This window comes from Clostridia bacterium, assembly GCA_035628995.1.
Lineage (GTDB): Bacteria > Bacillota > Clostridia > Lutisporales > Lutisporaceae > BRH-c25.
This window is the reverse complement of the sequence record DASPIR010000009.1, coordinates 83,819-110,458: the sequence shown is the minus strand read 5'-3', so window position 1 is coordinate 110,458 and position 26,640 is coordinate 83,819. Positions and strand designations below refer to the sequence as shown.

Genomic DNA, 26,640 nt, shown 5'->3' with positions numbered 1-26,640 from the left:
GTGTTCGCCCGCAAAGGCTTCGAAGCACAAGCTTAAATACTCGCAACTCGCAACTCGTAACTCGTAACTCGCAACGGGGACACGTGACCCAAGCCAAAAAAATAGGATGTGAAATATATGAGTTCTATTGATAAAGAACTTGTTAGGATTATTAGAAAAATCAGAGACAGGCTGCATGCCGCTTCAATCATTAATTACATGACTTTGGGGGTGGCAGCTGCGCTGTGCCTCGGAATTGTTGTGGCAATTGCAGCAAGGTTTGTTCCCATTTATAATGTGTATCTGAACATATTGAAGATAGTGGGAGTGACTGTATTGGCTGCATTTTTTTATTCAGCCTTCAGAACCCCCAAGGACGCTTACGCTGCACTTAAGGTTGACTCCTTCGGTCTCAAAGAGAGGACAGTTACTGCCCTTGAGCTTGTGGGAAACCAATCCTCCTTTGCAATGCTGGAAAAGAACGATGCTTTGGAGCATCTGAAGAATATGGAGTATAAAAAGAAAATATCACTAAAGCCAAATAAGAGGTATCTAGTAATATGCTTGATACTCATTGCGGTTCTTGCTCTTTCAGGCTTTATCCCGAATCCTATGGCAGGAAGGGCAGAAGAGCTTCACAAGATAAAGGCTAAAATATCTGAGCAGCAAAAGAAGGCTGATAAGCTGATTGAAAAGGTCAAGAACAGTCCCAAGCTCTCGGAGGAACAGAAAAAAGAGCTGGAGAAGAAGCTGACTGAGCTTAAGAAGGAGCTTAAAGCAGCCAAGGATGAGAAAGAAATTAACAAGGCACTGGGCAGGACAGAAAAAAAGCTGGAATATATAAAAGACAAATATGCCCCTAGTGAAGACTTGAATAAGATAGCTGATGCTTTTTCAAAAAATGAGATGACAAAGTCTCTTGCGGATATGATAAAAAAAGGTGATGAAAAGGCTCTCAAGGCTAATATAAAGAAAATGGCGGAAGAGCTTAAAAAGCTCACACCAGAGGAGAAGCAGAAGCTTGCGGAGGAGCTGTCCAAGCTGGCCCAGGAGATCAAGAACAATCCTGAGCTTAGCAAGTCCTTTTCTGAGCTGGCGAAAAAACTGGCATCCGGTGAGCTTGGAGACATTTCCAGTGAACTTAGCCAGCTGGACCAGAGCATATCAGAACTTATGGAGAATGAAAGCATTAGAAACGCAATATCTGAGCTTACTAAGGAGCTGGAGAAAGCAAACACCAGCCAGAACAGCGGCCAGCAAGGACAGCAGGGTCAGGATGGCAGCGGACATCAGGGACAGGGCAGCCAACCTGGTGGTAATGGTCAGCAGGATCAAGGCAACAACCCCGGTGGAAACGGCCAGGGAGGCGGACAGGGTAGTGGGGCAGGAAGCGGAATCAATATGGGGAATGAGAATCAAACTCCCATACCTCCTGGCAGCTCAGGCATTGGTAAGAAGGATGGCTCAGAGAAAAAAGATGGAGAATATGAGAAGATATTTACCCCTCAAACTCTGGGAGGAGAAGGGGAGACCTCCAACCTCAACGGCAAGAAAGGGACAGGAGGCACCACTGAGCAGGTTATTACAGATAAGAGCCAAACAGTGAGGGGAAGCTCAGTACCGTACAACCAGGTTGTAGGGCAGTATAAGGACAAGGCAATGGAAGGCATGAACACTTCAGACATACCGCCGGGTATGAAGGATATGGTGAAGGAATATTTTACATCGTTAGAGGAATAGATAACTGGTTACGCGTTTCGGGTTTCGCGTTACGCGGCGTAGGGGCGAACAGTGTTCGCCCGTAAAGGCTTCGAAGCATAAGCTTAAATACTCGCAACTCGTAACTCGTAACTCGTAACTCGCAACGGGGACACGTGACCCAAGTTAAAAAAGGAGGGCCCCATGGATATAAATGAAAAGCAGATAAGTGAGATAGTAGACACCATTCATAATGTTGAAGCGGAAATAGGCAAGGCTATAATTGGGCAGAAGGATATAATAAGGCAGGTGCTGATTTCAGTTCTGGCAGGCGGCAATGTGCTGCTTGAGGGTGTTCCCGGACTAGGGAAGACCCAATTGGTTAAGACCTTGGCGAAGGTAATGGATTTGTCCTTTTCCAGGATTCAGTTTACTCCTGATTTGATGCCTGCAGATGTTATGGGTACCAATATAATTGTAAAGGATGAAAGCGGCAATAGCCGATTTGAATTCCAGAAAGGGCCGGTTTTTGCTAATCTTGTGCTGGCTGATGAAATAAACAGAGCCACCCCCAAGACACAGTCAGCTCTTTTGGAGGCAATGCAGGAGCAGACAGTGACTGTGGGCAAGACTACCTACAGCCTGCCCCAGCCTTTCCTGGTGCTGGCAACTCAGAACCCTATCGAGATGGAGGGTACATATCCTCTGCCTGAAGCGCAGATGGACAGGTTCTTATTCAAGCTTAGTGTATTGTTCCCCAGCTTTGACGAGTTAAAGGATATTATAGATATAACCACTACCAATAAGGTAGTCGAGCTACAAAAGATTATTGACGGGCCTTCCATATTGGAGATGAGGAAGGTTATCAGAGAAGTACCTATAGCCAAGCCTGTACAGGAATATGCTCTAAGGGTGGTAATGGGCACACACCCTGAAAGTGAAGGGGCACCGGAAAGTGCAAAGAAGTATATTAGGTTCGGGGCAAGCCCAAGAGCAGCCCAGGCAATTATAACCGCTTCCAGGGCTAGAGCTCTAATGGAAGGCAGGTACAATGTCTCTTTTGAGGACATCAAGTATGTGGCATATCCTTCACTCAGGCACAGGTTCTTCCTGAACTTTGACGCTGTGGCTGATGGAGTGACTACTGACGTGCTTATTTCTGAACTTCTTGAAGCGATAAATAAGGGATAGTAGGTGCTATGATTTGGGAGAGAGAATTTTTGATGCTGAGTTTCTGAAAAAACTTGATACCATTGTTATAAACGTAAGAATGATGATGAATACTGGCTCCGGAGGCAACAGGAAGTCTCGAAGCAAAGGCAGCTCTGTGGAGTTCTCTGACTTTAGGGAATACACCATGGGTGATGATTTTCGACGTATAGACTGGAATGCCTACGGAAGGTTTGACAAGCTTTTCGTCAAGCTTTTTATGGAAGAGCGGGAAGCAATGGTCAACATATTTATTGATGGCAGCCGCTCCATGTATTTCGGAGAGCCTAAGAAGTCCCTGACAGCCTTGAAGCTTTCGGGTATTTTGGCATACTTGGCATTGAACAATCTGGACAAGGTTTGTCTGAACACAATTTCAGGAGCACTTGTAAAACAGTCCCCAGCCTTAAACAGCAGGGGGATGTTCCAGCGATGTGCGGACTTTCTGGAAAATCTGCAGTTTGCAGGTACCACTGATTTGAATTCCGCTATTAAAAAGAAGGAATTCAAGGGAAGTGGAGTATCAATTGTCTTTTCTGATTTTTTCACTTCCGGGGGAATTGAGGATGCAGTAAAATACCTGCTATACAAAAAGCAGGACGTTATACTGGTGCATATTTTAGCACCTGAGGAACTGAATCCGGCAATGGAGGGACAGATAAGGCTATTAGACAGTGAGAGCGGTGAGGCCAGGGACATTTCAGTTACACCGGCTCTATTAAAGCAGTATGATAAAGAACTGAACGCATTTATGAATAATATTGAGGAGTTCTGCAGCAGAATGGGAGTGACCTACGTACAAGTCTCCTCGGCAGAACCGGTGGAGAAGATAGTTTTCGAGGAATTTACCAGAGCAGGTATTGTATATTGAACGCGCTTAAGGTATTCCATCAGGGTATAGCGCGAATTCAATAAAAATCAAGGAAACGTTTACGCGAAATTTGAATTAATAATTTAAAATGCTTTTCGCGAAACGTATAGGGATGTGATTTTATGAGATTGTTTTTCCCTTGGGCATTGTGGTTTTTATCATTCATGCCTCTTGTGGTGCTAATGTATATATTGAAGCAGAAATTCGAAGAGCGGCAGATCTCGAGTATTTATCTGTGGCAGCAGGTGTTGAAGGATATTGAGGTAAACACCCCCTGGCAGAAGCTTAAGAAAAACCTGCTCCTTTTCCTGCAGCTATTATCAATTCTTTTCTTAGTTTTTGCACTCTCTGATCCGTATTTGTATACCAAGGGCGGGATGTATTCAAATCTGGTAGTGGTTATTGACAATACCGGAAGCATGAATGCAAGGTATGAGGGGAGTACAAGACTGGAGCAAGCAAAACGGCTGGCAGAGGAAATGATAAATCACTCAGGTACTAAGGCAAATATTACCCTTTTGACGGTAGAAAGAAGCCCCAAAGTTGAAATTGGGAAAACCACAGACAAGGGAGAGGCAGTAAGCAAGCTTAGAGCCATAGAAGCCAGCAATTCCTCCGGAAATATAAATGACTCCGTTTCACTTGTAAGGGCAATGGTCAAACAGTATGAGGGGAACATCGGCTATAAGGCGGTTTTTTATACTGACAGTCCTGTGGATACTGAGGATTTGAATGCTGAGGTCGTATCATTGGCATCAGAGCTGCAGAACGTAAGCCTGGACTATATCTCATATTCCAATGACAATGGAAAACTGACGGCTTTAGTACGTGCAACCAACAGGTCAAAGGTGCCTCTTGCAAGAGAGATATCTCTTTATGGCAGCGATAAGGTTCTGGACATAAAAAATATTGAACTCTCTGCGGGAGAGACAAAGACAGTGTATTTTGAAGATATATCCACCAATGCTCCTTATCTTTGGGCGGAGCTCACTGAAAAGGACGATTTGGCGGAAGACAATCAAGTGTACAGTGTTGTGAAATACACAAAACCAAGCAAGGTATTGCTGATAGCAAGCAGCAATGTGTTTATAGAAAAAGCCCTGTCCAATATAAAAGGGCTGGAGCTTTATAAAACAAATCCCGGTGAAGATATAGAGGTCGGCTATGATCTTTATATATTTGACTCTGCAGCCCCGGTCGAATTGCCCAAGTCGGGCAGCGTGTTGCTCTTGAACCCACCCACTGGCAATGGAATAGTTGAGGTGGGAACAGAACTTCAAGGAGGGGTTGCTGAAATAATGAAGCATCCTATTACCAAATATATGGAGAATGCAGATTTCATAGTGTCAAAGCTTAAGGACATGGAAGCACCCTTCTGGTCAGATGTGCTTATGAGCGTCGGTGGAAAACCGGCAGCTCTTTCTGGAGAGTATAAGGGCAGAAAGACAGCAGTATTGGGTTTTGACCTGCACAACAGTGACTTTGCTCTGACAACTGAATATCCGATTTTCATATATAACCTGGCTGCATATCTGATGGGAATTGATTCAGAGAGAAGAGCATCTTACGTATGCGGTGATTCTATAGACTTGAATCCGAACCCTGAGGTCAAGGAGGCCGCTGTGAAAGATCCGGCTGGAGATATCCACAGGCTGGAGCTCACGTATCCAATGCTGCCCTTTGACAAGACAGGGCGTTTCGGTGTATATGAACTGACACAAAAGGTGGATGAGACTGAAAAAGTATCAAGCTTTGCAGTCAACTTCCCTGTAGAAAGCGAATCCGCAGTCAATCAGCAAATACCTGAAGCGCAAAAAGCTTCTGCGGCTGGAACCGCAGCAGGGGGCACAGGACTGCAGAATTGGCTGTTAGGCTTGCTGCTGCTTGTTGCAGCGGTAGAATGGGTGGTGTATATACGTGGCTATTGATATTGAAAGACCGCTGCTGCTTTTCCTTATTTCATTAGCAATACTTTTTGTACTTTATACAGCCCAGAAGCTTGGCAAGATGTACAAACTAAGAAGAAGACTCATATTATTCCTCAGGAACGCTGTGTTTGTCCTTCTTATACTTGCTCTTTCGGGAGCGAATATTAAATGGATTGTGGATACAACTACAACAATATTCGTGGTAGACGCTTCGGACAGCATGAAGGAATATAGGACTGAGACAGAGAAGTTTGTGCGGGAGGCATTGAACCAGAAGGGCTTCAAGGATCAAACAGGGGTTGTGGCTTTTGGGGATAACTCTCTAATTGAAAGCTTCGTTTCAAAGGATTCAGTGTTCAATAAAATTGAGACTGAACCAAGAGGTATTTATACAGATATAGAAAATGCTCTGACGACATCGGTGTCACTGCTCCCCCAAAACAGCAAGAAAAGGGTTGTGCTGATAACTGATGGTGAGGAAAATGCGGGCAACAGCTCCAAGCTGGCCTCTAGCATATTAGGTGAGAATATTGACTTTAAGGTGTACAGGATAGAACGTGAAATAGGCAAGGAAGCTGCAGTTGAAAGCATCACTGTGCCTAAAAGACTAAGGATTGGTGAGGAATTCAGCATTGTAGCGGTTATAGAAAGCACAGTGCAGACAGGGGCGAAGCTTACGCTTATCAGTGGAAAGGATAAGGCTGTGGAAGAACGGGTTGTGCTGCAGAAGGGCAGCAACAGGTTCGTATTCCGAGATATGGCCGATACGGGAGGCTTTAAGAGCTACAAGGTGCTTCTTGAGCCGGATTCTGACACAGAGAGTAAGAATAATGAGGCCTCAACCTTCACAAATGTAATTGACAGACCTAAAATATTGGTTGTGGAGGACAGTGCCGGTGAAGCTGACGAGATGGTCAGGATGCTGGCCGCTACGGGTATGAACTATGTAAGGGTCAATGCCCAATCGGTGCCGGGAACACTTGAAGGCCTATCTGCCTACAAATCAATAATTACCTGCAATGTATCCGCAGAAAACCTCAGCGACGGCTTCCTAAACTCTTTAGATTCATATGTCAAAGACATGGGAGGAGGCTTTATCGCAACTGGAGGCGAAAATTCCTTCGCATTAGGCGGTTATTACAAGACACCCCTGGAAAAGGTACTGCCGGTGGAGATGGAGCTTAAGGGAAAAAAGGAAATCCCTGATATGTCCATAGTACTTGTAATAGACAAATCGGGGAGTATGACCGAGGGCAGGGGCGGAATCATGAAGCTGGATATCGCCAAGGAAGCTGCGGCGAGGACTCTGGATTCTCTTAGACCGAAGGATCAGATAGGAGTACTTACCTTTGATGATACCAACTACTGGGTGGTTCCTACCCGCAAGGCTGATGATGCAGAGAAAATAAGGGATGATATAGGCACCATAAGGCCCGGAGGGGGCACCAGCATAATCCCTGCTCTGCAGGAAGCCTATGACTCTATAAAGAATACCAATACAAAGATAAAGCATATAATACTGCTTACAGACGGCCAGGCTGAGAAGGCCGGTTATATGGAGCTGGTTGAAAGGATAAAGAAGGATAATATAACCGTGTCCACTGTAGCAGTAGGTCAGGGCTCTGACGTGCAGCTCCTGGAGGATATTGCGAAGGGGTCCAATGGCCGTTTTTACTATACCGATGAATTTTCAAATATTCCAAGGATCTTTGCTAAAGAGACCTTTATAGCCGCAAGGGCGTATCTTAACAACAGGGAATTCATACCGGCAATAACCAATGCACATCCGGTGCTTGCGGGAGCAGCAGAGCAAGGACTGCCGACCCTTATGGGCTATGTGGCAGCTACACCTAAGAGTACCTCGAGGGTAGTGCTGGCAAGCGACCAGGATGACCCGATACTTACTGTATGGCAGTATGGTTTGGGCAAGACCGCTGCATGGAACTCCGACATAAACGGCAAATGGAGCAGGAATTATGTAGGCTGGGATAACAACATCAAGCTCTGGCAGAACCTTATCAACTGGACTATAGAAAAGTACCAGGAGGACGATATCACAGTAGAGACAGAAGTGCAGGGCGGCAAGGGTGTTGTAACTCTTAACAACAAGGTGGATAAGGGCGAGTTTGAGGCTAAGGCTACTATTGTGTCACCCACCTTGGAGAGCAGGGAAGTTACACTTTACCCTGTGGCACCTGGGCAGTACAGCGGGGATTTTGAAATAACCGAAACAGGCTCATATATTATAAAAGCCCTACAGCAGAAGGGTGGAGAGACAGTGAACGCTGCCAGCACCGGAATATCTGTGCAGTATTCACCGGAGTACAGGATACAGCCACCCAGCGGATATCTGGACAGACTCATAAAAGAAGCTGGGGGAACGCTCATCAATACTCCAGAAGACGTGTATAAAGGGAAAATAAAGGATATATTTGGAGCTGTAGATTTGACACCGGCACTCCTAATACTTGCGCTTATACTATTTATGTTTGATATAGCATTAAGAAGGCTTAACCTGCCTATGGCAGCACTAGAGGCTAAGCTTTCAGTAATAAGAGCAAAGCTATTGCCACAAGGTAAAAAGCCTGCTAAGGCGAAAAGAATGCTAAACACTATTGGTGAAGCTGTCAAACCAGAAGAGAAAGCACAGTCACAGCAAAAAGTGGAAGAGAGGCCAGAACCAATAGCACAAGAGCAGAAGGCAGAAAAGCCAAAAGCAGAAAACTTGGATACTTCTTCACTTCTGAAGAAGAAAAAGAACAGAATGTAGGGAACGCATTGCATGCGTTCCGCAATTGGTGGTGATGAATTATGGCGGATAAAGAAAAAGGTTTTTTTAAAAGAGTATATGAAATAGTTTCCCGGATACCCGAGGGTAAGGTTGCCACTTACGGCGGCATAGGCAAAATGCTTGGGTATCCAAGGGGCGCCAAGGTTGTGGGCTGGGCGATGAGAAGCGCTCCAGAAGGCTTGAACCTGCCCTGTCACAGGGTAGTGAAGGCAACGGGAGAGCTGTCCCCTGGCTATGTGTTCGGTGACTCCGAGATACAGAGGGCAATGCTGGATTCTGAAGGAGTCACCTTTAGGGCAGACGGTACTATTGATATGGAGAAGCACATCTGGCAGGACATATGAAGGGGGTATTGATATGGAAATAAAAATAAGGGAAGCAATCATAGATGATTACGAGGACTTATGCAAAATTTATGCGGAGCTTGATGAACATCATAGATTAAATCATCCTGAACTTTTTATTAAGCCTGATGATTATGCAAGGGCTAAAGAATATATATCAGAAATTATCGATGATATCAATAAAGCTCTATTTGTTGCTGAATTGGGATCAGAAATTATTGGATTTGCAGAATGCTATATATTAAAGTCATCGAGTTTTCCTGTTATTAAAAAGAGGGAATGGATACAGCTGGATAATATCGCAGTAAGGAGAAATTATCAGAATTGCCATATTGGTTCTTTGCTTTTACAAAAGGTAGTAGAATGGGCAAAATTTAAGGAAATTGATAGAGTTGAATTAAAGGTTTATTCTTTTAATAAAAATGCTATTGAGTTTTATTCAGGGAAAGGTTTTAAAGAATTAAATAAAACAATGTATTTAAACTTGTAATCTTTGTTGAACATTAAGAGTTTTTGATATAGGGACAGACACGACTGTAGAGATATTTAATGCAGAGGGGGAGAGTCAATGCTTTGGAATGCTCCAATTTGGTTAAATGAAATGCTTGTTGCTGTCATCAAGTTTTTAGTTGAGCTTTTGCCATTTATATGTATTATTTCTGCGGGTGGCTTGATTTACAGCATTATTTGCATACTCAGGAATAAGGGAAGTCTGCGTTACTCAATTAAGGATAAAAAAATCTTGTTCCCATTAGGGGGCCTTTTAGTATCATGCATAGGTCTGATATTGTTTTACTTACCCCAACAGGTAATGCATGATAGCTACAGCTTTGATGAAATATCTATACGAATCCATGGATCATCATCAGAGTCAGAGAGAATAACCATCAGAGATAAAGAGGAATTGGAGGAATTTAAAAGGATATTTTCCGGTCAGATATGCAGTCGAAGCCTTGATTCGGGAAGCACTATAATTGATTCGGATACTGTTTATGTAGACTTCACAGTATTTGATATAGATAAGGTCTTTCCCATTCACTTCATAGTCAGCCAGGGCAATCTGAGAAGGTATACTGCTGCAAACACGGATTTCATTTATACGGTTAAGGATGATGAACATATTCTGGCTGATAAGGTATTCAGGTATGCCGAAAAGCATATAGAGGCAGCAGAGGTGGACAATAATGCTTCGAATGGGTCAGACTCAATTACCAGAATTGCATGGGAAACCATTAACAGGGATATTACTAACTATGAATCAAATCCAGTGGTGAATATTCTTGACAGCAAGATAACCCGTCTGGAAATTATCGAGACCTTCGATTCGTTGGCAGATACGACCATTGATGTTTATGCACTGGAATTCCGTCTGCTGCCGGAAGATTTAAGCAAGGTGGTTTTGGCTGGGGGTATGGACGTGGATGAAGAGGGATGGCTTAAGGAAACCTGCAGCATGGGCAGCCCGCTGCTGGTGATAAAACATAATGGCGGTGAAGTAGAGTTTATAGGGACCCTTTGGACTGGAGGCGTATTAGAGGAGGGTGGACTAGAGGCATCGATACAAGCTTTGCTGGAACGCAATTAAGTTTGAGGAGGAAAAAATGTATAAAAAAGCTAGTATAATGCTTCTAATATCTATTATTTTATTATTTGCTGGGTGTTCAAGAAACGACACCTTAAATAAGGTGGGTATAGATATTACTGCTATGAACTCAAGCATTGGAGCAGTGGGAGAAAATACAAATGACTTTGAAACACAAAGCTTTAAATTCACTATTACGTTAACAAACAATGAGGCAGCAGATATAATGATAGTTTCGGTCAGACCAATACTATCAGAAAAATTTCTTGAAAGAGCTTCAAACAAAGACACAGTAATGCAGATAAACAGAAGTATTTCGCAAGGGGGTAGCTTAGATGTAACTGGTGAAATCATATTTGATGCAAAAGGATTGACTAAAGAGCAAATAGTCAGTTTGGAACCATTTATTAAAGAGGTTAAGATTATAGAAGAAAGAACGATTAACAAGTCTTTTTAGGCTATCAATATGTCTGATATGCAATGGAGAATATTGTTCTGTAAATTTCTACTTAAAGTGAGGTGTAGAATATGAAAATCGTAAAAATAAATGAATATGATATTGATATTAAATTAGAAAAAGATATTTTAAATTTATTGATAGAAAGTTTTCCAGAAGCTTATCAAAAGGATAGAATATACTTTAAACAAATGCCTCATTTTAGATATTTGGTATTTGACGAAGATACTTTAATTGGACAGGTAGGACTAGATTATAGAGCAATGAATTTAAATGGTATCGCCATAAAAGTATTAGGGATTATAGACATTTGTATTAAAAAAGAATATAGGGGTAAAGGTATCGGTTCTAAATTATTAGAAACAATTGAAGGGTTCGCTATTGCACATAAATTAGATTTCTTACTGCTTTTTACTGATGTACAAATTTTCTATGCAAATAGCGGTTTCATTAATGTAAAGAATATATGCAAGTGGACTAAAATAAATGAACATAAAACATTGGGCATTGGGGAAGAAGAAATCAAAGAGCTGATGATAAAGAAAATAGGAAGTAAGGTCTGGGAAGATGGATGTTTAGATATGTTAGGCTATCTGTATTAAACTATAAATAGACTACAATATTTGTTTTAAATATGAGTCAGGTGGCGAGAAGAATGAATGCAAGGAATAAATTGATTATTGGCTTTATTATTGCTGGCATTACCTTTGTTGGAGTAGCACAGGGCATTATTATGCCTCGCATTGCTCAAAAAGAGCAGCCGGCTGCAAAATCACAAGACATATCAACATATGACTTCAATAACGTTTTAAAATATAAGAATAAGTATATGGGCAATGCTTCAAATCTTGCTAATCTCTTTCATTCATTGCCTTTAGACGATATTGAAATGTCATTCCAGCTGTTTCCGGACACACTAACAGCAGTTATAAACTACAAGGCTCCAGTTAAGACTATTGGTCAAGATAAGGTAAATAAGGCTCTGATTTACAATGCCACAGCTGCTTTTGCCTTAATCGACAACCTTGAAGCAGTTAAATTTAGTTTTGAAGGGTCATCATATAAGGTTTTACGTAGTGATGTTGAAAAGTGGTACGGTGTTAATTTGCAAGTTTTAGCAGAGAAAGGTGTCTGGGAGAAGACAGTTCAAGGCAAGCTTAGTGACGATGGTTATGTACAAAGCTGTATAAAAGCAATAATCGCTCAGGTAGAAGGAAGAACATCAATTGCGGAAGCATTAGTGAATTTTTATGAAGATACCAGTGAACCTATAATAATATATGATCAAATGCCATTTGAGAGCGGTACACTTGTGCTTGCTGAAAAGCTAACAGATGGAGAACACTATCCTGACTTGCATTTCATTGATTCCAGTGGGGAGGTGAAATATCTCACACGGGGCAGCTACTGCTGGACTCTCAATTATTCGCAGTTCAAAGGTCATTACATATATTTTGGACTTGCAGGAGTGGAAGCAAGACGACACAAAGATAATTCAATTCCTGTTGAAAAAGTTGAAGCTTTATTCTCTGATAAAATAGTCAGTGTGATACCAAGGGAAGAAATAATCGAACATATTAACCCTATGGAAAAGGACACTAGAATGTTTAAAAACCCACAAGGTTATATAATACCTGTCGGAGGCAGAGATATACCTGAGGATTTTATTTCTGTATTTGAGAATGGGGAAAGAAAGTCTATTTCAGAACTGTATATTGAGCGCAGTATGGACAATATGCCTGATTATTTTAAGTCAAAAAATCCAGAGGTATATAATTCTTTTGCTTTTACATTTACCCCTATGTTGACCCCAATGGAATGGGACAAAGGCTATAAGGAAGGCGAGATTTGCCTGGAGGGCAAGACTGATAAAAATGGCAATCACAGTGCTCTCTATTTAAGACCAGCAGGCCATATGAGCCTTCTGGACTCATTTATCTTACCTCAGGATATAAAGCCCTTATACCTCTCGGATAATTATCCGAGAATGGCCAGCTTTTCAGGTGATGAGACAGTTGCAGTGAAGTATCCGGAAAAAAGAAAACTAGTGGATTGTCGTATACTGGGACTAACGAGGGAGAAGGTTGGTAAGGAAATAGGGCAGGACAGCCTTGTTGTAATAAGCACAGATGAAAAGGGTCAGCTGATATTGCCAGAAGAGAAGGGATATTATCTGTTCCTGCTTCGAACAGAGGAAAATAAAGAAATACAAACCTATACAGGTATGCTTATAATTAATTAGGGAATATGTTTTAATACGCAATTGTAGAATAATGCGACACAGGGGAACGGAGGAACGGGTACCACTGAACACACGGATGTTCCACGGATTCCTACGGAATTGCACGGTTAATTTTATATAATATATAGCGACATTAGAGAGTTTTGATACTTACACTTTATCGATTATTACTTATGTTTCAGAATATTTTTTCCCACCGTGTGTTTAGTGGATTTCAGTGTTTTTCCGAAGGAAAACCGTGGTACCCGTTCCCCGTTGCTTAAGACGCATCATTTATATTCATGCGTTGTTCTAGAGGCAAAAGCATTCGTACATCATTTCGAAGGAGGTATTATATGAGCAGTGAAGATAGAATAAAACTCACTAAAGAAAAAAAAGATGACATGATTTCTGCAATAAAGTACTATTTTTTAAAAGAGAGAGAAGAAGAAATAGGTGATTTGGCCTCGAATATGATTCTGGATTTTATTATTAAAGAGTTAGCTCCAGAGTTTTATAACCAAGGAGTTTATGATTCGCAAAAGTATATGAATGACAGAGTTGAAGATTTACTATCGGTGCAGATTTAGCATTCAAAGTCATACAGGTTGATCTGTGTGGCTTTTTTTGTTTTGTTCATCAAAAGTATTACAGAGGATGGAAAAAATGCTATAATGTTGACTATATAAATGGAGTTGTTAAGGAGTGATAAGCGTGAAAACTTATGAATTTGATGCAGAGATAAAAAAACAGGATTCAATTGATGCTGCCTTTGTTGAGTTTCCTTATGAAGTAGAAAAAGAGTTTGGAGTAAAGGGTCAGGTGAAGGTCGCAGCAACCTTTGATGGCTGTGAGTATAGAGGATCCTTGGCAAAAATGGGTCACAACTGCCATATATTGGGGATGACTCAGAAAATAAGAGCTGCGATTGGCAAAAAGCCAGGGGATATTGTGCATGTTATTCTCAAGAAAGATGATGAACCTCGAGTTGTTGAAATGCCAGAGGATTTTAAGAAGCAGCTTGAAGAAAATGAGCAGGCCTTGAGCTTCTTCAATGCACTTTCATATACTAATCAGAAAGTGTATGCGGAGTGGATTGCAAATGCTAAAAAGGTCGAAACACGGGAGAAACGGGTTAAGGATGCAATCACCATGTTATCTGATAAAGTAAAGCGTCCATAACTGCTATCGGTAAAATGTTATTTCGCCCAAGGAGGTTTATCAACTATGGAACCTATTCTTGATTTCAAATACGTGGTTGGGGAGGTCATGCTTGAAGAGATTAAGCAGCTTTTTATGGAGTATGCCCAATCATTAGATATAGATCTTGCTTTTCAAGATTTTGAAACTGAGCTTAAGACATTGCCAGGAAAGTATGGACCACCTGATGGAGCCCTTATGCTAGCATCAGTTGACGGTAAAGGAGCAGGCTGCATCGCTTTGCGCAGGATTTCCGAGGATACATGCGAAATGAAAAGATTGTATGTACGCAAAATATACCGTGGATTGGGTATAGGTAAAATTCTTATCAGCATGCTCATTAATGAGGCTAAGAAATTAAATTATAACTATATTAGACTTGATACACTTGCAACTATGAACGAAGCTCAAAATCTATATTTATCCTTTGGATTCTATGATATTGAGCCATATGTATATAATCCAATTGAAGGTGCAATATTTATGGAGCTGAAGTTAAGTGAATAAGAAATCCGTTATAAAAAATTGCTTGATGAAATAGAGGAAGATTTATGGCTCTGGTTCCTGTAAAATATATTTATAGGTTGTGATAGAATGATTACAGGAGGAATTGTAATGAAACAAGTTTATGCACCGGGCTGCGCACTTATGATTTATAAACCGGAACTTGCCGGGAAAGTATTAGAGTTTTTAAATAAGGATTTAGGAAATATTTCTGAGCATCTAACTTGCTGCAGACACGAGCCTGCTCTTGAAAAAGGCACAAAGGTAATCAATACTTGTGCAGGATGTGACAGGCGGTATAGAGAGCTTTATGATGGAATATCGACCGTATCCCTGTGGGAAATATTAGCCGAAAGCGAAGCATTTCCATTCCCAGACTATAACGGTATGGAAATGTCCATACATGATGCCTGTCCCACTCGTACTGAGGAAAGAGTACATAATGCAATTAGAAAACTTATTGAAAGAATGAACATAAAAATTATTGAGCCGAAAAACACCCGCTCAAAGTCTATCTGTTGCGGTGATAGTTTTTATGGCGTTTTACCAGTGGAGCAGGTCAAGGAGCAGATGAAAAAGCGCTCAAAGGAGATGCCTTGTGACAATGTGATAGTTTACTGTGTTTCCTGTATTAAAGCAATGTACATCGGCGGTAAAAAGCCACGCTATATGGTTGACCTTTTGTTTGAAGAGGATACTGGAATTGGTACATTTGAGCCTGGTGCATGGCACGATGAATTGCAGAAATTTATTGATGAGCATTGATACGGAGAAAATCCATGAAAGAATATCTCACAATATCCGACAGCGAGAAATGGCAAGCAGTTGTAGACTGTGATAAGAGCTATGATGGTCTATTTTTGTATGGAGTAAAGACAACGGGAATTTTCTGCCGTCCATCCTGCAGGGCAAGAACACCTGCTAGTGAGAATGTTGTTTTTTTCGATAATAGTACAAATGCAGTGTCTGCAGGATTCCGTCCCTGCAAGAAGTGTTGTCCGGATAAGACAGTGTTTGAGCCGGATCTGGAGCTGGTGAAAAAAGCTAAAGATATATTCGATGCAAGCTATGCTGGGTTTATAGAAATAAATCAAGCAGCAAGACAGCTTGGGGTTAGCTCTAACCATTTGGCAAGGCTTTTTAAGAAGCAGTATGGCAGAACCCCTACGCAGTATATTACCGGATTAAGAGTGGACAAAGCCACAGAACTACTCAAACATCCAGATGCAAGCATTTTAGAGATTGCATATATGACGGGCTTTAAAAGCATATCCAACTTTTACAAATGCTTTAAAGAGCAGACTAATCATACGCCCAGGGAATACATAAAAAGCAGAGGTGAATTATAGTGCCAAATTTTTTCTATGAATCTGATATTGGAAGAATAGGAATAACCGAAAAGGACGGCAGGATAACCAATGTGTATATTAGTAATGATGAATTGCCGGAGGATACACTATTATACGAGACGCCATTATTGAAGGAGGCTGTTAAGCAGCTCAAAGGTTATTTTGCAGGTGAGCTTAAAGAGTTTTCACTGCCCCTTGAGCCGACCGGTACAGCTTTTATGAAGCAGGTTTGGTCTGCGTTATGTGAAATACCCTATGGTGAAACGGCTTCCTATAAGGATATAGCTGTAAAGATAGGCTCTCCCAAGGCTGCACGGGCGGTAGGGCTTGCTAATAACCGCAATCCAATCCCTATCTTTATCCCGTGTCACCGGGTTATTGGCGCAGACGGTTCACTTACAGGCTACCGTGGAGGACTGGAAATGAAAAAGAAATTGCTTGATTTGGAGAAAATGAAATAATGCAAATATTTGAATATGGTCAGAAGGAAATAGATTATCTGAAAAGCAAGGATAAGAAGCTTGGTGCAGCTATTGACAGGATAGGAATAATAAATCGCAGAATTACTCCTGATCCATTTACTGCACTTGTATCAAGTGTAGTAGGACAGCAAATATCCAGCAAAGCTGCAGATACTGTATGGAACAGATTGAATAGTCTGCTTGGAAGCATCACTCCCGAGAGCATCACGCAAGCGGAATTGTCTGGAATCCAAGGCTGCGGCATGTCGGTGAGGAAGGCGGAATATATAAAAGGAGTTGCAGAAGCCGCCATATCCGGAGAAGTAGATTTTCATACACTTCACAGCTTAACTGACGAGGAGATAATAAAAAAGCTTTCTTCGCTGCACGGGGTAGGCGTCTGGACTGCTGAAATGCTGCTTATATTTTCCCTCTGCCGGCCTGATGTGGTAAGCTATAAGGATTTGGCAATCTGCAGGGGAATGATGAACCTATATGGCCTTAAGGAACTGCCAAAGGATAAATTTGAAAGGTATAGAAAGCGGTATTCACCATATGGCTCAGTTGCATCGTTGTACTTGTGGGCGCTTTCTGTGCTTTAGTTCTCGTGTACTAAATTACAATATTCAAGCAAAGGTGGTAAAGCAATGAAGCAACCACCACCTTTGCAGTATAAATATAGCCTTATTAAGATTTTATTGAACAGTCATGCAAACAATAGGTACCGTCGATTCTTATTGTTCCACAGCCGCCGAATATTATATGTGCCATCCCGTCTTTCTCATATTGCTTAAGTCTGACAAAATTCGGATTAGTCTTATTTGGACCTTGCTCAATTGTAAAATTGCCATTCCATAGGTTCTCATCAATCAGGTAATATCCAAATGCTGCATTTCCTGAGCCGGTAGCCGGATCTTCAAGGTATCCGTACTTAGGTGCAAATACTCTGGTGCGGTATTTGCACGATTCTGTATATGTTTCTTTTGTGGAGACGTGTATGATGTCTATTCCGTTTTCCAGACAGAAAAATTTGAGATTTTCTTGATCAGGGTATATTTTTAAGCAGCTTTCCAATGCTGTAATTGGTACTATTAATGTTCTTAATCCTCCATCGATTAACCTTATGGGCATTTGATTATTTATATCGGAAAAATGAATTCCAAGAGCATCTGCTATTTGGACAGACTTTAGCATGCAGTTTAAAAACTTTGGTGCCGGTGCCATGATATAAACAGAATCATCTTCGCTGATGTGGTTAAAAACCGATAAGGTTCCGGCACTGACATTAATCAATATTTCTTTCTTTTGACATAGTTCCTTATTATTGGCAAGCAGGTCGTACATAATTGCTATAGTTGCATGGCCACAAAAAGCCACTTCGCATTCTGACGAATAAAACCTCAGCCTATACTGTTCGCCGATTTTATTCACATAGCCAACTTCATTAACGAATCCTTTCAATTCAGATGCTATTTTTTGCATCTCTTCTTCATTTAATATTTCATCATTATTCATATAGATATAGCCTGCAGGATTTCCAGTGGATATCCCCTTTGTAAATGCATCAATCTTCTTGAACCTTAGAGCTTTCATAATACCTCACTCCCGTATATTAAATAAATATTCTGTCTTCACCCAGGTGCGAAGGCGGTGCAAAGAAAATAATTCTTAATACTTTATCACTGTTATTCGATAGTCTATGCACCATTTTAGGCTGTACTTCAAATACATCGCCGGTTTTAACAGTATAGCTATTGTCCCATAATATTGTGTCGCCCGACAATTTACCCAGCTCAACATTACCCTCTCCCTCAAAGATTTGATATATCTCTACTCCTTCATTATGATAATGTGCTGATAGCTTTTTCCCGGCTTTTAACTCTGCAATTAGCATTGACATTATACCATCTGTCAGCTTCAGAACTTGAATATCGGATTTCTCATCTTGAATTAATTGACTAAACATCTGGTAAATATTGAATACTTCCATATTAAAACCTCCTTGTGTGCGGTATATCGCACTAGATTCCTATATAAAGTATTATATACCATATTGGTTTTTTGTACAATATGGTATATAATACTTTCATGGAGGGCTTAATATGGAGAATATCAACAGTAATATTTCAAAAAACCTAAAGCAGATACGTAAGGAGAAGGGGCTAACTCTGGAAGATTTATCGTTGGTTTCTGGTGTTAGCAAGAGCATGCTTGGCGAAATAGAAAGGGGCAGTACTAATCCAACAATATTGGTGTTATGGAAAATTGCAGATGGTTTGAAAATTCCACTTACAAAATTGATTAAAGAAAAAGAGTTGGACTACACAATTGTAAAAGATCGTGATCTAAAAGTCATTAACAATGAATCAGAGTACTGTGTTTACAGTATTTTTCCATATCATGATTTACATAAATCAGAGATGTTGAAGCTCGAAATTTTGCCACATTCAAAACACTCAAATAATGGACATGCAAATGGCATTGACGAATATATCTATGTCGCAAAAGGAAATATAAGATTTATCTTAGACAAAGAAGAGTTTAGTCTTTGCGAAGGTGATTCAATTCGATTCAAAGGGGAGCTTCCTCATGAATTCATCAATAGTAACGACGGTACTGCCATATTAATTAATATTTTATATTATAGATAGCTATGAACAGCTTTGTATTCCGAATCATAAGATCGTTATTAAAAGAGCTTTAAGCTCTTTTTTTGTTGACGTGTAAAACCATTCATAGTATATTATTCATATAATGAATGATTCGAGGAGTGAATTATATGGATCAAAAGTTGTTCCATAGGCTCTTAAGCATTTTCGAGTTCAAAAAAAGCTATCAGCTCAGAAGTAGCGGTTTAAGCTACATACAGCTTCATGTTCTTGAAAAGATATATAAAGAAGGCGAGATGAAGACCTTGGACATATCACGGCAGATGGATATTTCGCCCTCTACTCTGATTGGCATGCTTGACGAACTGGAAAGTAAGAATCTGATAATGAGGAACAGGCAGAAGAATGACAAGAGAGTGGTGCTGGTTACAGCGACAGATAAAGGAAAGGATCAGGTTCTCCAGCATATCAGAGAGGATGAGTTGTTCTTGAAAAACCTCACAGCCGGTTTGGATGAAAAAGAGGAAGAGCAGCTTGAAGGGTTGCTTCAAAAGGTGACAGGCGGTATCAATGATTTGGATGACCTATTCAGGAAATAATCAGAATAACGAGGTGCTAAAGTGAACTCAAACAGAAATAAAATAGTTGAATTTTTAGGATTAAATAAAAGCATGGGTGCCATGCTTGTAATGGTAATACTCATAGGACTTGGGGAGAAAATGGCAGAAAGGTTCCTTCCTCTCTATCTTCTGGCAATAGGGGGATCTACCTTTGCTGTAGGATTTCTGAATGTAATGGACAATTTGCTGAGTGCGCTGTACTCCTTTCCGGGAGGATACATAACAGATAAGGTGGGCTACAAGAAGGCCTTGATGATATTCACACTCATATCCCTTTTTGGCTATGCCATAGTTATACTGATACCCACTTGGCAAGCAGTACTTATAGGCTCTGTGTTCTTCATCGCATGGACTGCAATATCGCTTCCTGCTATAATGAGCATGGTCTCAAAGTCCTCGAAGAAGGAAAAAAGGACTATGGGAGTATCAATACATTCACTTGTTAGAAGGATTCCCATGGCCCTAGGCCCTGTGGTGGGCGGTATAATAATAGGTATTTACGGGAAGGTATTGGGCATAAGGATAGCCTTTGGAGTGGCTTTTATACTAGGAATAGCAGCATTATTATTTCAATATTATTTCATGGAGGATGACAAGCCGGCAAAAGACCCGAAGCCTGTAAGGCTTAAGAACGCTTTGGAGTGTTTCAGCCCATCCCTCAGAAACCTTTTGGTGTCTGATATACTAATAAGATTTGCTGAGCAGATACCCTATGCTTTTGTGGTAATATGGGTAGTTGAGAATAATGGACTTTCGCCGCTTCAATTCGGCATTCTGACCACTGTTGAGATGGTCACTGCGCTGCTTGTATATATTCCTGTAGCTTACATGGCTGATAAATACGGCAAGAAGCCGTTTGTGCTTATAACCTTCGGCTTCTTCACATTGTTCCCTCTGATAATATACTTTTCAAGGAGTTTCTGGGCTTTTGTGCTGGCCTTTGTGATAAGAGGGCTCAAGGAGTTCGGTGAACCGACAAGAAAGGCTTTGATAATGGACCTTGCGCCGGAGGATGCAAAGGCAAGAACCTTTGGCACTTACTATCTTTTAAGAGATATTGTAGTCTCAATAGCTGCCATAAGCAGCGCCTACCTTTGGAATATCTCACCCAAGGCAAACTTCATGACAGCTTTTGCATTCGGACTTATAGGGATGATATGGTTTGCAATATACGGCAAGGATATGGCACGGCAGGAATAGAAATAAAAAGACCTCACCAGCTTGGTGAGGCTTTATTTTATAACGAATTATTCCTTTATCTTATCCAATATCATAGGCCCTAGCTTGAATACATCACCCGCACCCATTGTGAATACAAGATCTCCGGGTTTTGCCTCTGTGGCTATAATATTTGCGATGTTCTTGAAATCATTTTTATATACGGCATTTGCACTGTACTTATTTATGCTGTCTACCAGCTCAGAAGGATAAACAAGCCCTGTGTCCTTCTCCCTTGCTGCATAGATATCTGTAATTATCACGCTGTCAGCATCATAAAAGGCTTCTGAAAACTCATCGAACAAAGTCCTTGTCCTGGTATAAGTGTGTGGCTGGAATATACACCATATCTTCTGATGCGGGAACTGCTTAGCAGCATTCAGAGTTGCCTTGATTTCTGTAGGATGATGAGCGTAATCATCTACGACTGTTATGTTGTTCCGGGTACCCTTTATATCAAAACGCCTGTCGGTGCCTTTGAATTCTTTGAGGCTTTTCTTAATATTATCTATTGATATACCGGCATTATGAGCTATTGCTATAGAAGCCAAAGCATTAAGCACATTATGCTCTCCGGGAATGCTGAGAGAGAAGGTGCCAAACTTTTTATCCCTGAGTATTACTTCAAAAGTAGGATGACCTAAGTTGTTGTATTTTATATTCTTTGCGCTGAAGTCAGCCTTGCTTTTTATGCCATAGGTAATTACCTTACAGTTAACTCTTTTCGAGATATTGAGGGCGTGTTCATTGTCACTGCAGACAATAAGGCTTCCATCCTTAGGCACCAGCTTTGCAAATTTGTCAAACGCAGATATTATATGATCTAAATCCCTGAAATAGTCCAGATGGTCTTTCTCTACATTTAAAATGGCAGCAATAAAAGGATAGAACTTTAAGAAGCTTTCTGTATACTCACAGGCTTCTGTTACAAAATATTCGCTTTTACCTACCCTGACGTTTCCATCAATTGCGCTTATTTCACCACCAATAAGCAGTGTGGGGTCTAATTCAGCATTTTTGAATATGATTGAAACCATTGATGTAGTCGTTGTCTTTCCATGACATCCGGCAATAGCCACACCGTATTTATAGTTTTTCATTATCATGCCAAGGAACTCGGCTCTGTCTATGATAGGTATTCTAAGCTCTTTTGCCCTGATTATTTCACAATTATCCTGCTTGACTGCAGCTGTGTAAACCACAAGCTCAGCATTCTCAACATTTTTGGTGTCATGGGGAATGAAAACCGTGGCACCATTTCTTCGCAGCTTGCTTATGATATTGCTGTCATTGATATCAGAGCCTGTGACACTATAGCCTGATTGAAGCAGTATTTGAGCCAGGCCGCTCATACTTATGCCGCCAATACCTACAAAATGAACATTTTTTACATCATCGAGGGAAATCATAGGATACACTCCTTAAAAAAAATTACAATAAATTAAATAATACGTTTGGGATTCAAAAATTTTACTTTGTATAACGTTTTGATTTTACATTCTTATGCTCATACTGTCAACTTATGTTTTGAGTTATATCATAGATGTTGAAAATTAATCATATAATACTCATATTATTATTATAGCCAATTATTTGTTACCAGATAATAGAAAAGTAAATATTTCCATATAATAACTCAAAATTATTATTTACTGTATATACTTTATCGGAAGACATGTGCAGATTATGATATAAAGAGCTGGATAAAGAAATTAAAAATTGAAAAATAATGATTGGTTTAAAAAATTAAAACTACAGATAATATCGGTAATAAGAGTTTTTGATTAATGTGAGATTGAACCACTTTTATATGGTACTTATTAGGTAGATGCTGAAATATGGGTTATATAACTTATCTAAGTAAACATACCGAATTTGTGAACAATTTGTGAAATTGTTTATTAGAAAAAGAAGGAAAAAAATTAGTAAATGACGAATTATTATTCAAATGACAAAATGAACGACGGGAAGGTGGTGAACTAGAATGGAAATAACAGACGTAAGAATCAGGAAGGTGAATGCAGAAGGCAAGATGAAGGCAGTAGTATCAGTAACCTTTGATAATGAATTTGTTGTTCATGACATAAAGGTTATAGAAGGCCAAGAGGGCTTATTCATAGCTATGCCGAGCAGAAAGACCCCGGATGGAGAATTTAAGGATATCGCACATCCCATAAATTCTTCGACAAGAGAGAGGCTGCAGACCTCAATATTGGAAGAGTATGAAAAAGTAAAGAACGAATAATATCATATTCTACTGAATATGATATAGTCGACCGCGGATGCACACGATTTTGTAATGTATATGTCACGCGCGCGTGACCAAAATCGGCGCGCAAATTCGTCGAGACGAATTTGAATTAAGGATATCCACCTATGGCATAGGTGGATGTTTTCTTTCTAGTCATTTTTTGACCTCCTTCCTTATATATATTAATAGGTTAGTGTTTTACGAAATATACTTTATTATAGAGTTCAAATTTCGCAAAACACATCCTTACGGTAATTGAATTCGCACTAAACTCAATATGGGTTCTTAAGTGCGTTCAATATATAAAGAAGGAGGTAAAGAAATGGCAGACAAGAAGAAACCATATCCGAAACCTGAAAAGCCGGCGATGGATATGAGCGATATGGAGATGCCGGAAATGGAAATGCCGGCGATGGGCGGAAAGTGTCCGATGATGCAGGGCTGTCCAATGATGTGCCCGATGATGTGTCCAATGATGTCCGGGCAGATGGGGGAAATGCCCTACGACGAGGAGCAGATAGGGGAAATGGAGGACATGAGAGGCCCGGATTGGTATGAGGATGATGACGGTGATTACAGCAGTGACGAGTCAGATGAATATCCAGGTTATTGGAAACACAAGAAAATGCACAAATACCCGCCATATCCGATTTTTTGGCCACCTTTTTACCCTATAAAACCTTATAAAAAGAAGCATAAGAAGTGGTAAACTTTATGTAAATAACTTGAAAGAGCATCATTGATTGCATTTTGCAATAAATGAATGCTCTTTTTTTAACAATGTTGAAAAAGGGTATAATAAGTGATATATTCTACTAAGAATATGTAATAAATGCTAAACGGAGAAGGTAAATTACAATGCAAAATAAATTGGCAGATGAAATAAGAAGGTTGAAAAAAGAGAGAAATGCGATAATACTGGCACACAACTATCAGGTGCCTGAGGTTCAGGATGTCGCAGATGTTGTTGGAGACTCATATTCCTTAAGCCAGCATGCAGCCAGCACCAGCAGTGAAGTTATAGTATTCTGCGGAGTACATTTTATGGCAGAAAGCGCTAAAATCCTGTCACCGGATAAAACAGTGCTGCTTCCGGTCAAGGATGCGGGATGTCCTATGGCGGATATGGTCACTGCACCAAGGCTGCGGGAAATGAAAGCCAAATACCCAGATGCGGCGGTAGTATGCTATGTGAATTCCTCTGCTGAGGTGAAGGCGGAAAGCGATATTTGCTGCACCTCTTCAAATGCTTTGAAGGTAGTGGAGAGTGTTAAGAACAAGCAGGTAATATTTGTGCCGGACGAGAACCTTGGGAGCTATGTTGCTTCTAAAGTGAAGGATAAGGAAGTGATTCTCTGGAGAGGCTTCTGCATAACCCACAAAAGGGTTAAGGCTGAGGAAGTTCAAAAGATAAGGCAGCTGCATCCCAATGCGAAAATACTTATGCACCCTGAGTGCGAGCCTGAGGTTCAAAAGCTTGCTGACTTTTTGGGGAGTACATCGGAGATAATCAAGCATGCGGGAGAGATACCTGAAAGAGATATAATAATTGGAACAGAAGAGGGGGTACTGCATATCCTAAGGAAGCAGAACCCGGACAAAAACTTCTATCTCCTGTCAACAGGACTTATTTGTACGAATATGAAAAAAACCAGACTTGAAGATGTGCATAATGCACTTTTGAATATGCAGTACGAAATCCATGTAGATGAGGAAATAAGATTAAAGGCATTGAAGTCATTGGAAGAGATGCTGAAGATAAAATAAAGGGGGGATTTATATGCCTCTGAGATATTTAGCAAATTTCGACACTCAGAAAGTCGAGAATGAAAAATGGGATGTGGTGGTAATAGGGAGCGGTGTTGCCGGACTCTATTCAGCTATTAATTTAGATCCGAGCCTTAAAGTATGCATACTGAGCAAGGAGACCATGGATGAAAACAATTCCTATCTTGCCCAGGGGGGAATAGCAGCTGCCATAGGTGCAGACGATATGCCCGTTTATCATTTTACAGACACTATAAAAGCAGGGGCTGGGCATTGCAACGAGGAAGCGGTAAATATACTTGTTGAGGAAGCTCCAAAGGATATTGAAATATTATGCCAACTGGGAACAAACTTTGACAGGAATTTAGATGGAACCCTTACCAGAACAAGAGAGGGTGGGCATGGACGTTTCAGAATTGTACATGCTCTTGGGGATGCCACCGGGAAGGAAGTCGTAGACTCACTTCTCAGGGTTTGCAGGGAAAGAGATAATATCACTATTAAAGAGAATTGTTTTGTGATAGATATGCTTATGTCAGGGGGGAGATGTGCCGGGGTATTAATCGCAGAAAGCATTGATACAGAGGTTTCAAAGAAGGTGCTGTACTGCCGCAGTATTATTTGCGCCAGCGGGGGAATAGGACAGGTGTACAGAAACACCACCAACTCTGAAGTAGTCACCGGTGATGGTATCTCAATGGCATACAGGAGTGGTGCTGTGCTGACTGATATGGAATTTGTACAGTTCCATCCCACAGCCTTTTACAAACCGACTTTTGAGGGCAGCCGGTTTCTGATTTCTGAAGCAGTTAGAGGTGAAGGCGGAATACTGCTGAATATAAACCATGAGAGGTTCATGTTTAGATATAATGAAATGGGAGAGGTTGCACCCAGGGATATTGTTTCAAGATCAATATTCTCCGAAATGAGAAAGACGGGCAGCGACCATGTATACTTGGATATAACTCATAAAGATGCGGATTATCTGAGAAAAAGGTTCCCTACTATTTATGACAGGTGCTTGAAGGAAGGGGTGGACATCACCAAGGATTATATACCCGTTTCTCCGGTACAGCACTATTTTATGGGCGGAATAAGAACTGACCTGATGGGAAAAACAAATATAGAGGGCCTTTATGCTTGTGGGGAAGCAGCAAATACCGGAGTTCATGGAGCAAATAGATTAGCCAGCAACTCTCTTCTAGAGGGTCTTGTATTCGGAAGAAGATGTGCAGGAGACATTAATAGAGGAATACATAGCTTGAAGCTGGAAGAAGTGCATGTTTCAAATACATCCAAGAATCAAGGAAAGCCTATAGATATAAAAGTGATAAGGAAAGAAATAAAAGAACAGATGGATGCCCATGCGGGAATTGAGAGGAATGGTCCTGACATGGAGAAGTCTTTAGAGAGAATAAACAGTATAATTGGCAACTTGGAGGAAGCTAATTTGAGAAGTGTAAATGATATGGAAACGCTCAATATGGCCTATATCGCATCGATTATATTGAAAAGCGCAATTGCAAGGAAAAATAGCTGCGGCAGCCATTACAGGACAGATAGCGACTTGTAGGATCAAGA

General features: G+C 40.7%; 28 protein-coding genes. 25 read left to right on the top strand and 3 right to left on the bottom strand.

The window, feature by feature from the left end; translation table 11 throughout:
- Positions 1 to 117: 117 nt before the first annotated feature.
- The 18 genes from VEB00_02880 (at position 118) to VEB00_02795 (ending at position 17,196) form a co-directional block, all read left to right on the top strand.
- Positions 118 to 1,719 carry a hypothetical protein gene (locus VEB00_02880; protein HYF81959.1) on the top strand — a complete coding sequence of 534 codons (1,602 nt, stop codon included), beginning with the start codon at positions 118 to 120 and terminating at the stop codon, positions 1,717 to 1,719.
- 162 nt (positions 1,720 to 1,881) lie between these two features.
- Positions 1,882 to 2,868 carry a MoxR family ATPase gene (locus VEB00_02875; GenBank protein ID HYF81958.1) on the top strand — a complete coding sequence of 329 codons (987 nt, stop codon included), beginning with the start codon at positions 1,882 to 1,884 and terminating at the stop codon, positions 2,866 to 2,868.
- A gap of 13 nt (positions 2,869 to 2,881) precedes the next feature.
- Positions 2,882 to 3,757 carry a DUF58 domain-containing protein gene (locus VEB00_02870; protein ID HYF81957.1) on the top strand — a complete coding sequence of 292 codons (876 nt, stop codon included), beginning with the start codon at positions 2,882 to 2,884 and terminating at the stop codon, positions 3,755 to 3,757.
- 122 nt (positions 3,758 to 3,879) lie between these two features.
- A complete protein-coding gene (locus VEB00_02865) occupies positions 3,880 to 5,685 on the top strand; it encodes a BatA and WFA domain-containing protein (protein HYF81956.1) in 1,806 nt (601 codons plus the stop codon).
- Positions 5,675 to 8,455 carry a VWA domain-containing protein gene (locus tag VEB00_02860; protein ID HYF81955.1) on the top strand — a complete coding sequence of 927 codons (2,781 nt, stop codon included), beginning with the start codon at positions 5,675 to 5,677 and terminating at the stop codon, positions 8,453 to 8,455. The genes VEB00_02865 and VEB00_02860 overlap by 11 nt, the downstream gene beginning before the upstream one ends.
- A 41-nt stretch (positions 8,456 to 8,496) precedes the next feature.
- Positions 8,497 to 8,820, top strand: coding sequence for a methylated-DNA--[protein]-cysteine S-methyltransferase (locus VEB00_02855; GenBank protein HYF81954.1), 324 nt, complete (start codon positions 8,497 to 8,499; stop codon positions 8,818 to 8,820).
- Positions 8,821 to 8,833: 13 nt separating this feature from the next.
- Positions 8,834 to 9,310, top strand: coding sequence for a GNAT family N-acetyltransferase (locus VEB00_02850; GenBank protein HYF81953.1), 477 nt, complete (start codon positions 8,834 to 8,836; stop codon positions 9,308 to 9,310).
- A gap of 78 nt (positions 9,311 to 9,388) precedes the next feature.
- Positions 9,389 to 10,405, top strand: coding sequence for a hypothetical protein (locus VEB00_02845; GenBank protein ID HYF81952.1), 1,017 nt, complete (start codon positions 9,389 to 9,391; stop codon positions 10,403 to 10,405).
- 16 nt (positions 10,406 to 10,421) lie between these two features.
- Positions 10,422 to 10,859, top strand: coding sequence for a hypothetical protein (locus tag VEB00_02840; GenBank protein HYF81951.1), 438 nt, complete (start codon positions 10,422 to 10,424; stop codon positions 10,857 to 10,859).
- A gap of 71 nt (positions 10,860 to 10,930) precedes the next feature.
- Positions 10,931 to 11,461 (top strand): GNAT family N-acetyltransferase, encoded by a 531-nt coding sequence (locus VEB00_02835; protein HYF81950.1) that lies wholly within the window; start codon positions 10,931 to 10,933, stop codon positions 11,459 to 11,461.
- A gap of 53 nt (positions 11,462 to 11,514) precedes the next feature.
- Positions 11,515 to 13,101, top strand: a complete 1,587-nt coding sequence (locus tag VEB00_02830) for a DUF4825 domain-containing protein (GenBank protein ID HYF81949.1) — start codon at positions 11,515 to 11,517, stop codon at positions 13,099 to 13,101.
- A 335-nt stretch (positions 13,102 to 13,436) separates the two neighbouring features.
- Positions 13,437 to 13,670 (top strand): DUF2164 domain-containing protein, encoded by a 234-nt coding sequence (locus tag VEB00_02825; protein ID HYF81948.1) that lies wholly within the window; start codon positions 13,437 to 13,439, stop codon positions 13,668 to 13,670.
- A gap of 124 nt (positions 13,671 to 13,794) precedes the next feature.
- The gene (locus tag VEB00_02820; protein ID HYF81947.1) at positions 13,795 to 14,262 is read left to right on the top strand and encodes a YdeI/OmpD-associated family protein; all 468 of its coding nucleotides are present in this window, start codon (positions 13,795 to 13,797) and stop codon (positions 14,260 to 14,262) included.
- A 45-nt stretch (positions 14,263 to 14,307) separates the two neighbouring features.
- A complete protein-coding gene (locus VEB00_02815) occupies positions 14,308 to 14,787 on the top strand; it encodes a GNAT family N-acetyltransferase (GenBank protein HYF81946.1) in 480 nt (159 codons plus the stop codon).
- Positions 14,788 to 14,895: 108 nt separating this feature from the next.
- Positions 14,896 to 15,549 carry a (Fe-S)-binding protein gene (locus tag VEB00_02810; GenBank protein HYF81945.1) on the top strand — a complete coding sequence of 218 codons (654 nt, stop codon included), beginning with the start codon at positions 14,896 to 14,898 and terminating at the stop codon, positions 15,547 to 15,549.
- Between the two features lie 14 nt (positions 15,550 to 15,563).
- Positions 15,564 to 16,133: an Ada metal-binding domain-containing protein gene (locus VEB00_02805; GenBank protein HYF81944.1), complete on the top strand. Its 570-nt coding sequence runs from the start codon at positions 15,564 to 15,566 to the stop codon at positions 16,131 to 16,133.
- Positions 16,133 to 16,594 carry a methylated-DNA--[protein]-cysteine S-methyltransferase gene (locus VEB00_02800; protein HYF81943.1) on the top strand — a complete coding sequence of 154 codons (462 nt, stop codon included), beginning with the start codon at positions 16,133 to 16,135 and terminating at the stop codon, positions 16,592 to 16,594. The genes VEB00_02805 and VEB00_02800 overlap by 1 nt, the downstream gene beginning before the upstream one ends.
- Positions 16,594 to 17,196 (top strand): DNA-3-methyladenine glycosylase, encoded by a 603-nt coding sequence (locus VEB00_02795; GenBank protein ID HYF81942.1) that lies wholly within the window; start codon positions 16,594 to 16,596, stop codon positions 17,194 to 17,196. The genes VEB00_02800 and VEB00_02795 overlap by 1 nt, the downstream gene beginning before the upstream one ends.
- 85 nt (positions 17,197 to 17,281) lie before the next feature.
- Here VEB00_02795 and VEB00_02790 read toward each other — a convergent pair whose 3' ends face one another.
- Together VEB00_02790 and VEB00_02785 are read right to left on the bottom strand one after the other, a co-directional pair.
- On the bottom strand, positions 17,282 to 18,187 hold the full coding sequence (locus tag VEB00_02790) for a PhzF family phenazine biosynthesis protein (GenBank protein HYF81941.1): 906 nt from the start codon (positions 18,185 to 18,187) through the stop codon (positions 17,282 to 17,284).
- Positions 18,188 to 18,206: 19 nt separating this feature from the next.
- Positions 18,207 to 18,584 carry a cupin domain-containing protein gene (locus VEB00_02785; protein ID HYF81940.1) on the bottom strand — a complete coding sequence of 126 codons (378 nt, stop codon included), beginning with the start codon at positions 18,582 to 18,584 and terminating at the stop codon, positions 18,207 to 18,209.
- Positions 18,585 to 18,696: 112 nt separating this feature from the next.
- Between VEB00_02785 and VEB00_02780 the strand changes: the two genes are divergently transcribed.
- The 3 genes from VEB00_02780 (at position 18,697) to VEB00_02770 (ending at position 21,023) form a co-directional block, all read left to right on the top strand.
- Positions 18,697 to 19,245 (top strand): XRE family transcriptional regulator, encoded by a 549-nt coding sequence (locus tag VEB00_02780; GenBank protein HYF81939.1) that lies wholly within the window; start codon positions 18,697 to 18,699, stop codon positions 19,243 to 19,245.
- Between the two features lie 128 nt (positions 19,246 to 19,373).
- Positions 19,374 to 19,802: a MarR family transcriptional regulator gene (locus tag VEB00_02775; protein HYF81938.1), complete on the top strand. Its 429-nt coding sequence runs from the start codon at positions 19,374 to 19,376 to the stop codon at positions 19,800 to 19,802.
- A 72-nt stretch (positions 19,803 to 19,874) separates the two neighbouring features.
- Positions 19,875 to 21,023 carry an MFS transporter gene (locus tag VEB00_02770; GenBank protein ID HYF81937.1) on the top strand — a complete coding sequence of 383 codons (1,149 nt, stop codon included), beginning with the start codon at positions 19,875 to 19,877 and terminating at the stop codon, positions 21,021 to 21,023.
- A 47-nt stretch (positions 21,024 to 21,070) separates the two neighbouring features.
- On the opposite strand, the gene murC is transcribed toward VEB00_02770, so the two are convergent.
- Positions 21,071 to 22,450 (bottom strand): UDP-N-acetylmuramate--L-alanine ligase, encoded by a 1,380-nt coding sequence (murC, locus tag VEB00_02765; GenBank protein ID HYF81936.1) that lies wholly within the window; start codon positions 22,448 to 22,450, stop codon positions 21,071 to 21,073.
- 575 nt (positions 22,451 to 23,025) lie between these two features.
- Here murC and spoVG point away from each other — a divergent pair.
- From spoVG to nadB, 4 genes are all read left to right on the top strand, one after another.
- Positions 23,026 to 23,286 (top strand): septation regulator SpoVG, encoded by a 261-nt coding sequence (gene spoVG, locus VEB00_02760; GenBank protein HYF81935.1) that lies wholly within the window; start codon positions 23,026 to 23,028, stop codon positions 23,284 to 23,286.
- Between the two features lie 328 nt (positions 23,287 to 23,614).
- On the top strand, positions 23,615 to 24,001 hold the full coding sequence (locus VEB00_02755; GenBank protein ID HYF81934.1) for a hypothetical protein: 387 nt from the start codon (positions 23,615 to 23,617) through the stop codon (positions 23,999 to 24,001).
- A gap of 149 nt (positions 24,002 to 24,150) precedes the next feature.
- A complete protein-coding gene (nadA, locus tag VEB00_02750; GenBank protein ID HYF81933.1) occupies positions 24,151 to 25,059 on the top strand; it encodes a quinolinate synthase NadA in 909 nt (302 codons plus the stop codon).
- Positions 25,060 to 25,072: 13 nt separating this feature from the next.
- Positions 25,073 to 26,632, top strand: a complete 1,560-nt coding sequence (gene nadB, locus VEB00_02745; protein HYF81932.1) for an L-aspartate oxidase — start codon at positions 25,073 to 25,075, stop codon at positions 26,630 to 26,632.
- Positions 26,633 to 26,640: the final 8 nt, after the last annotated feature.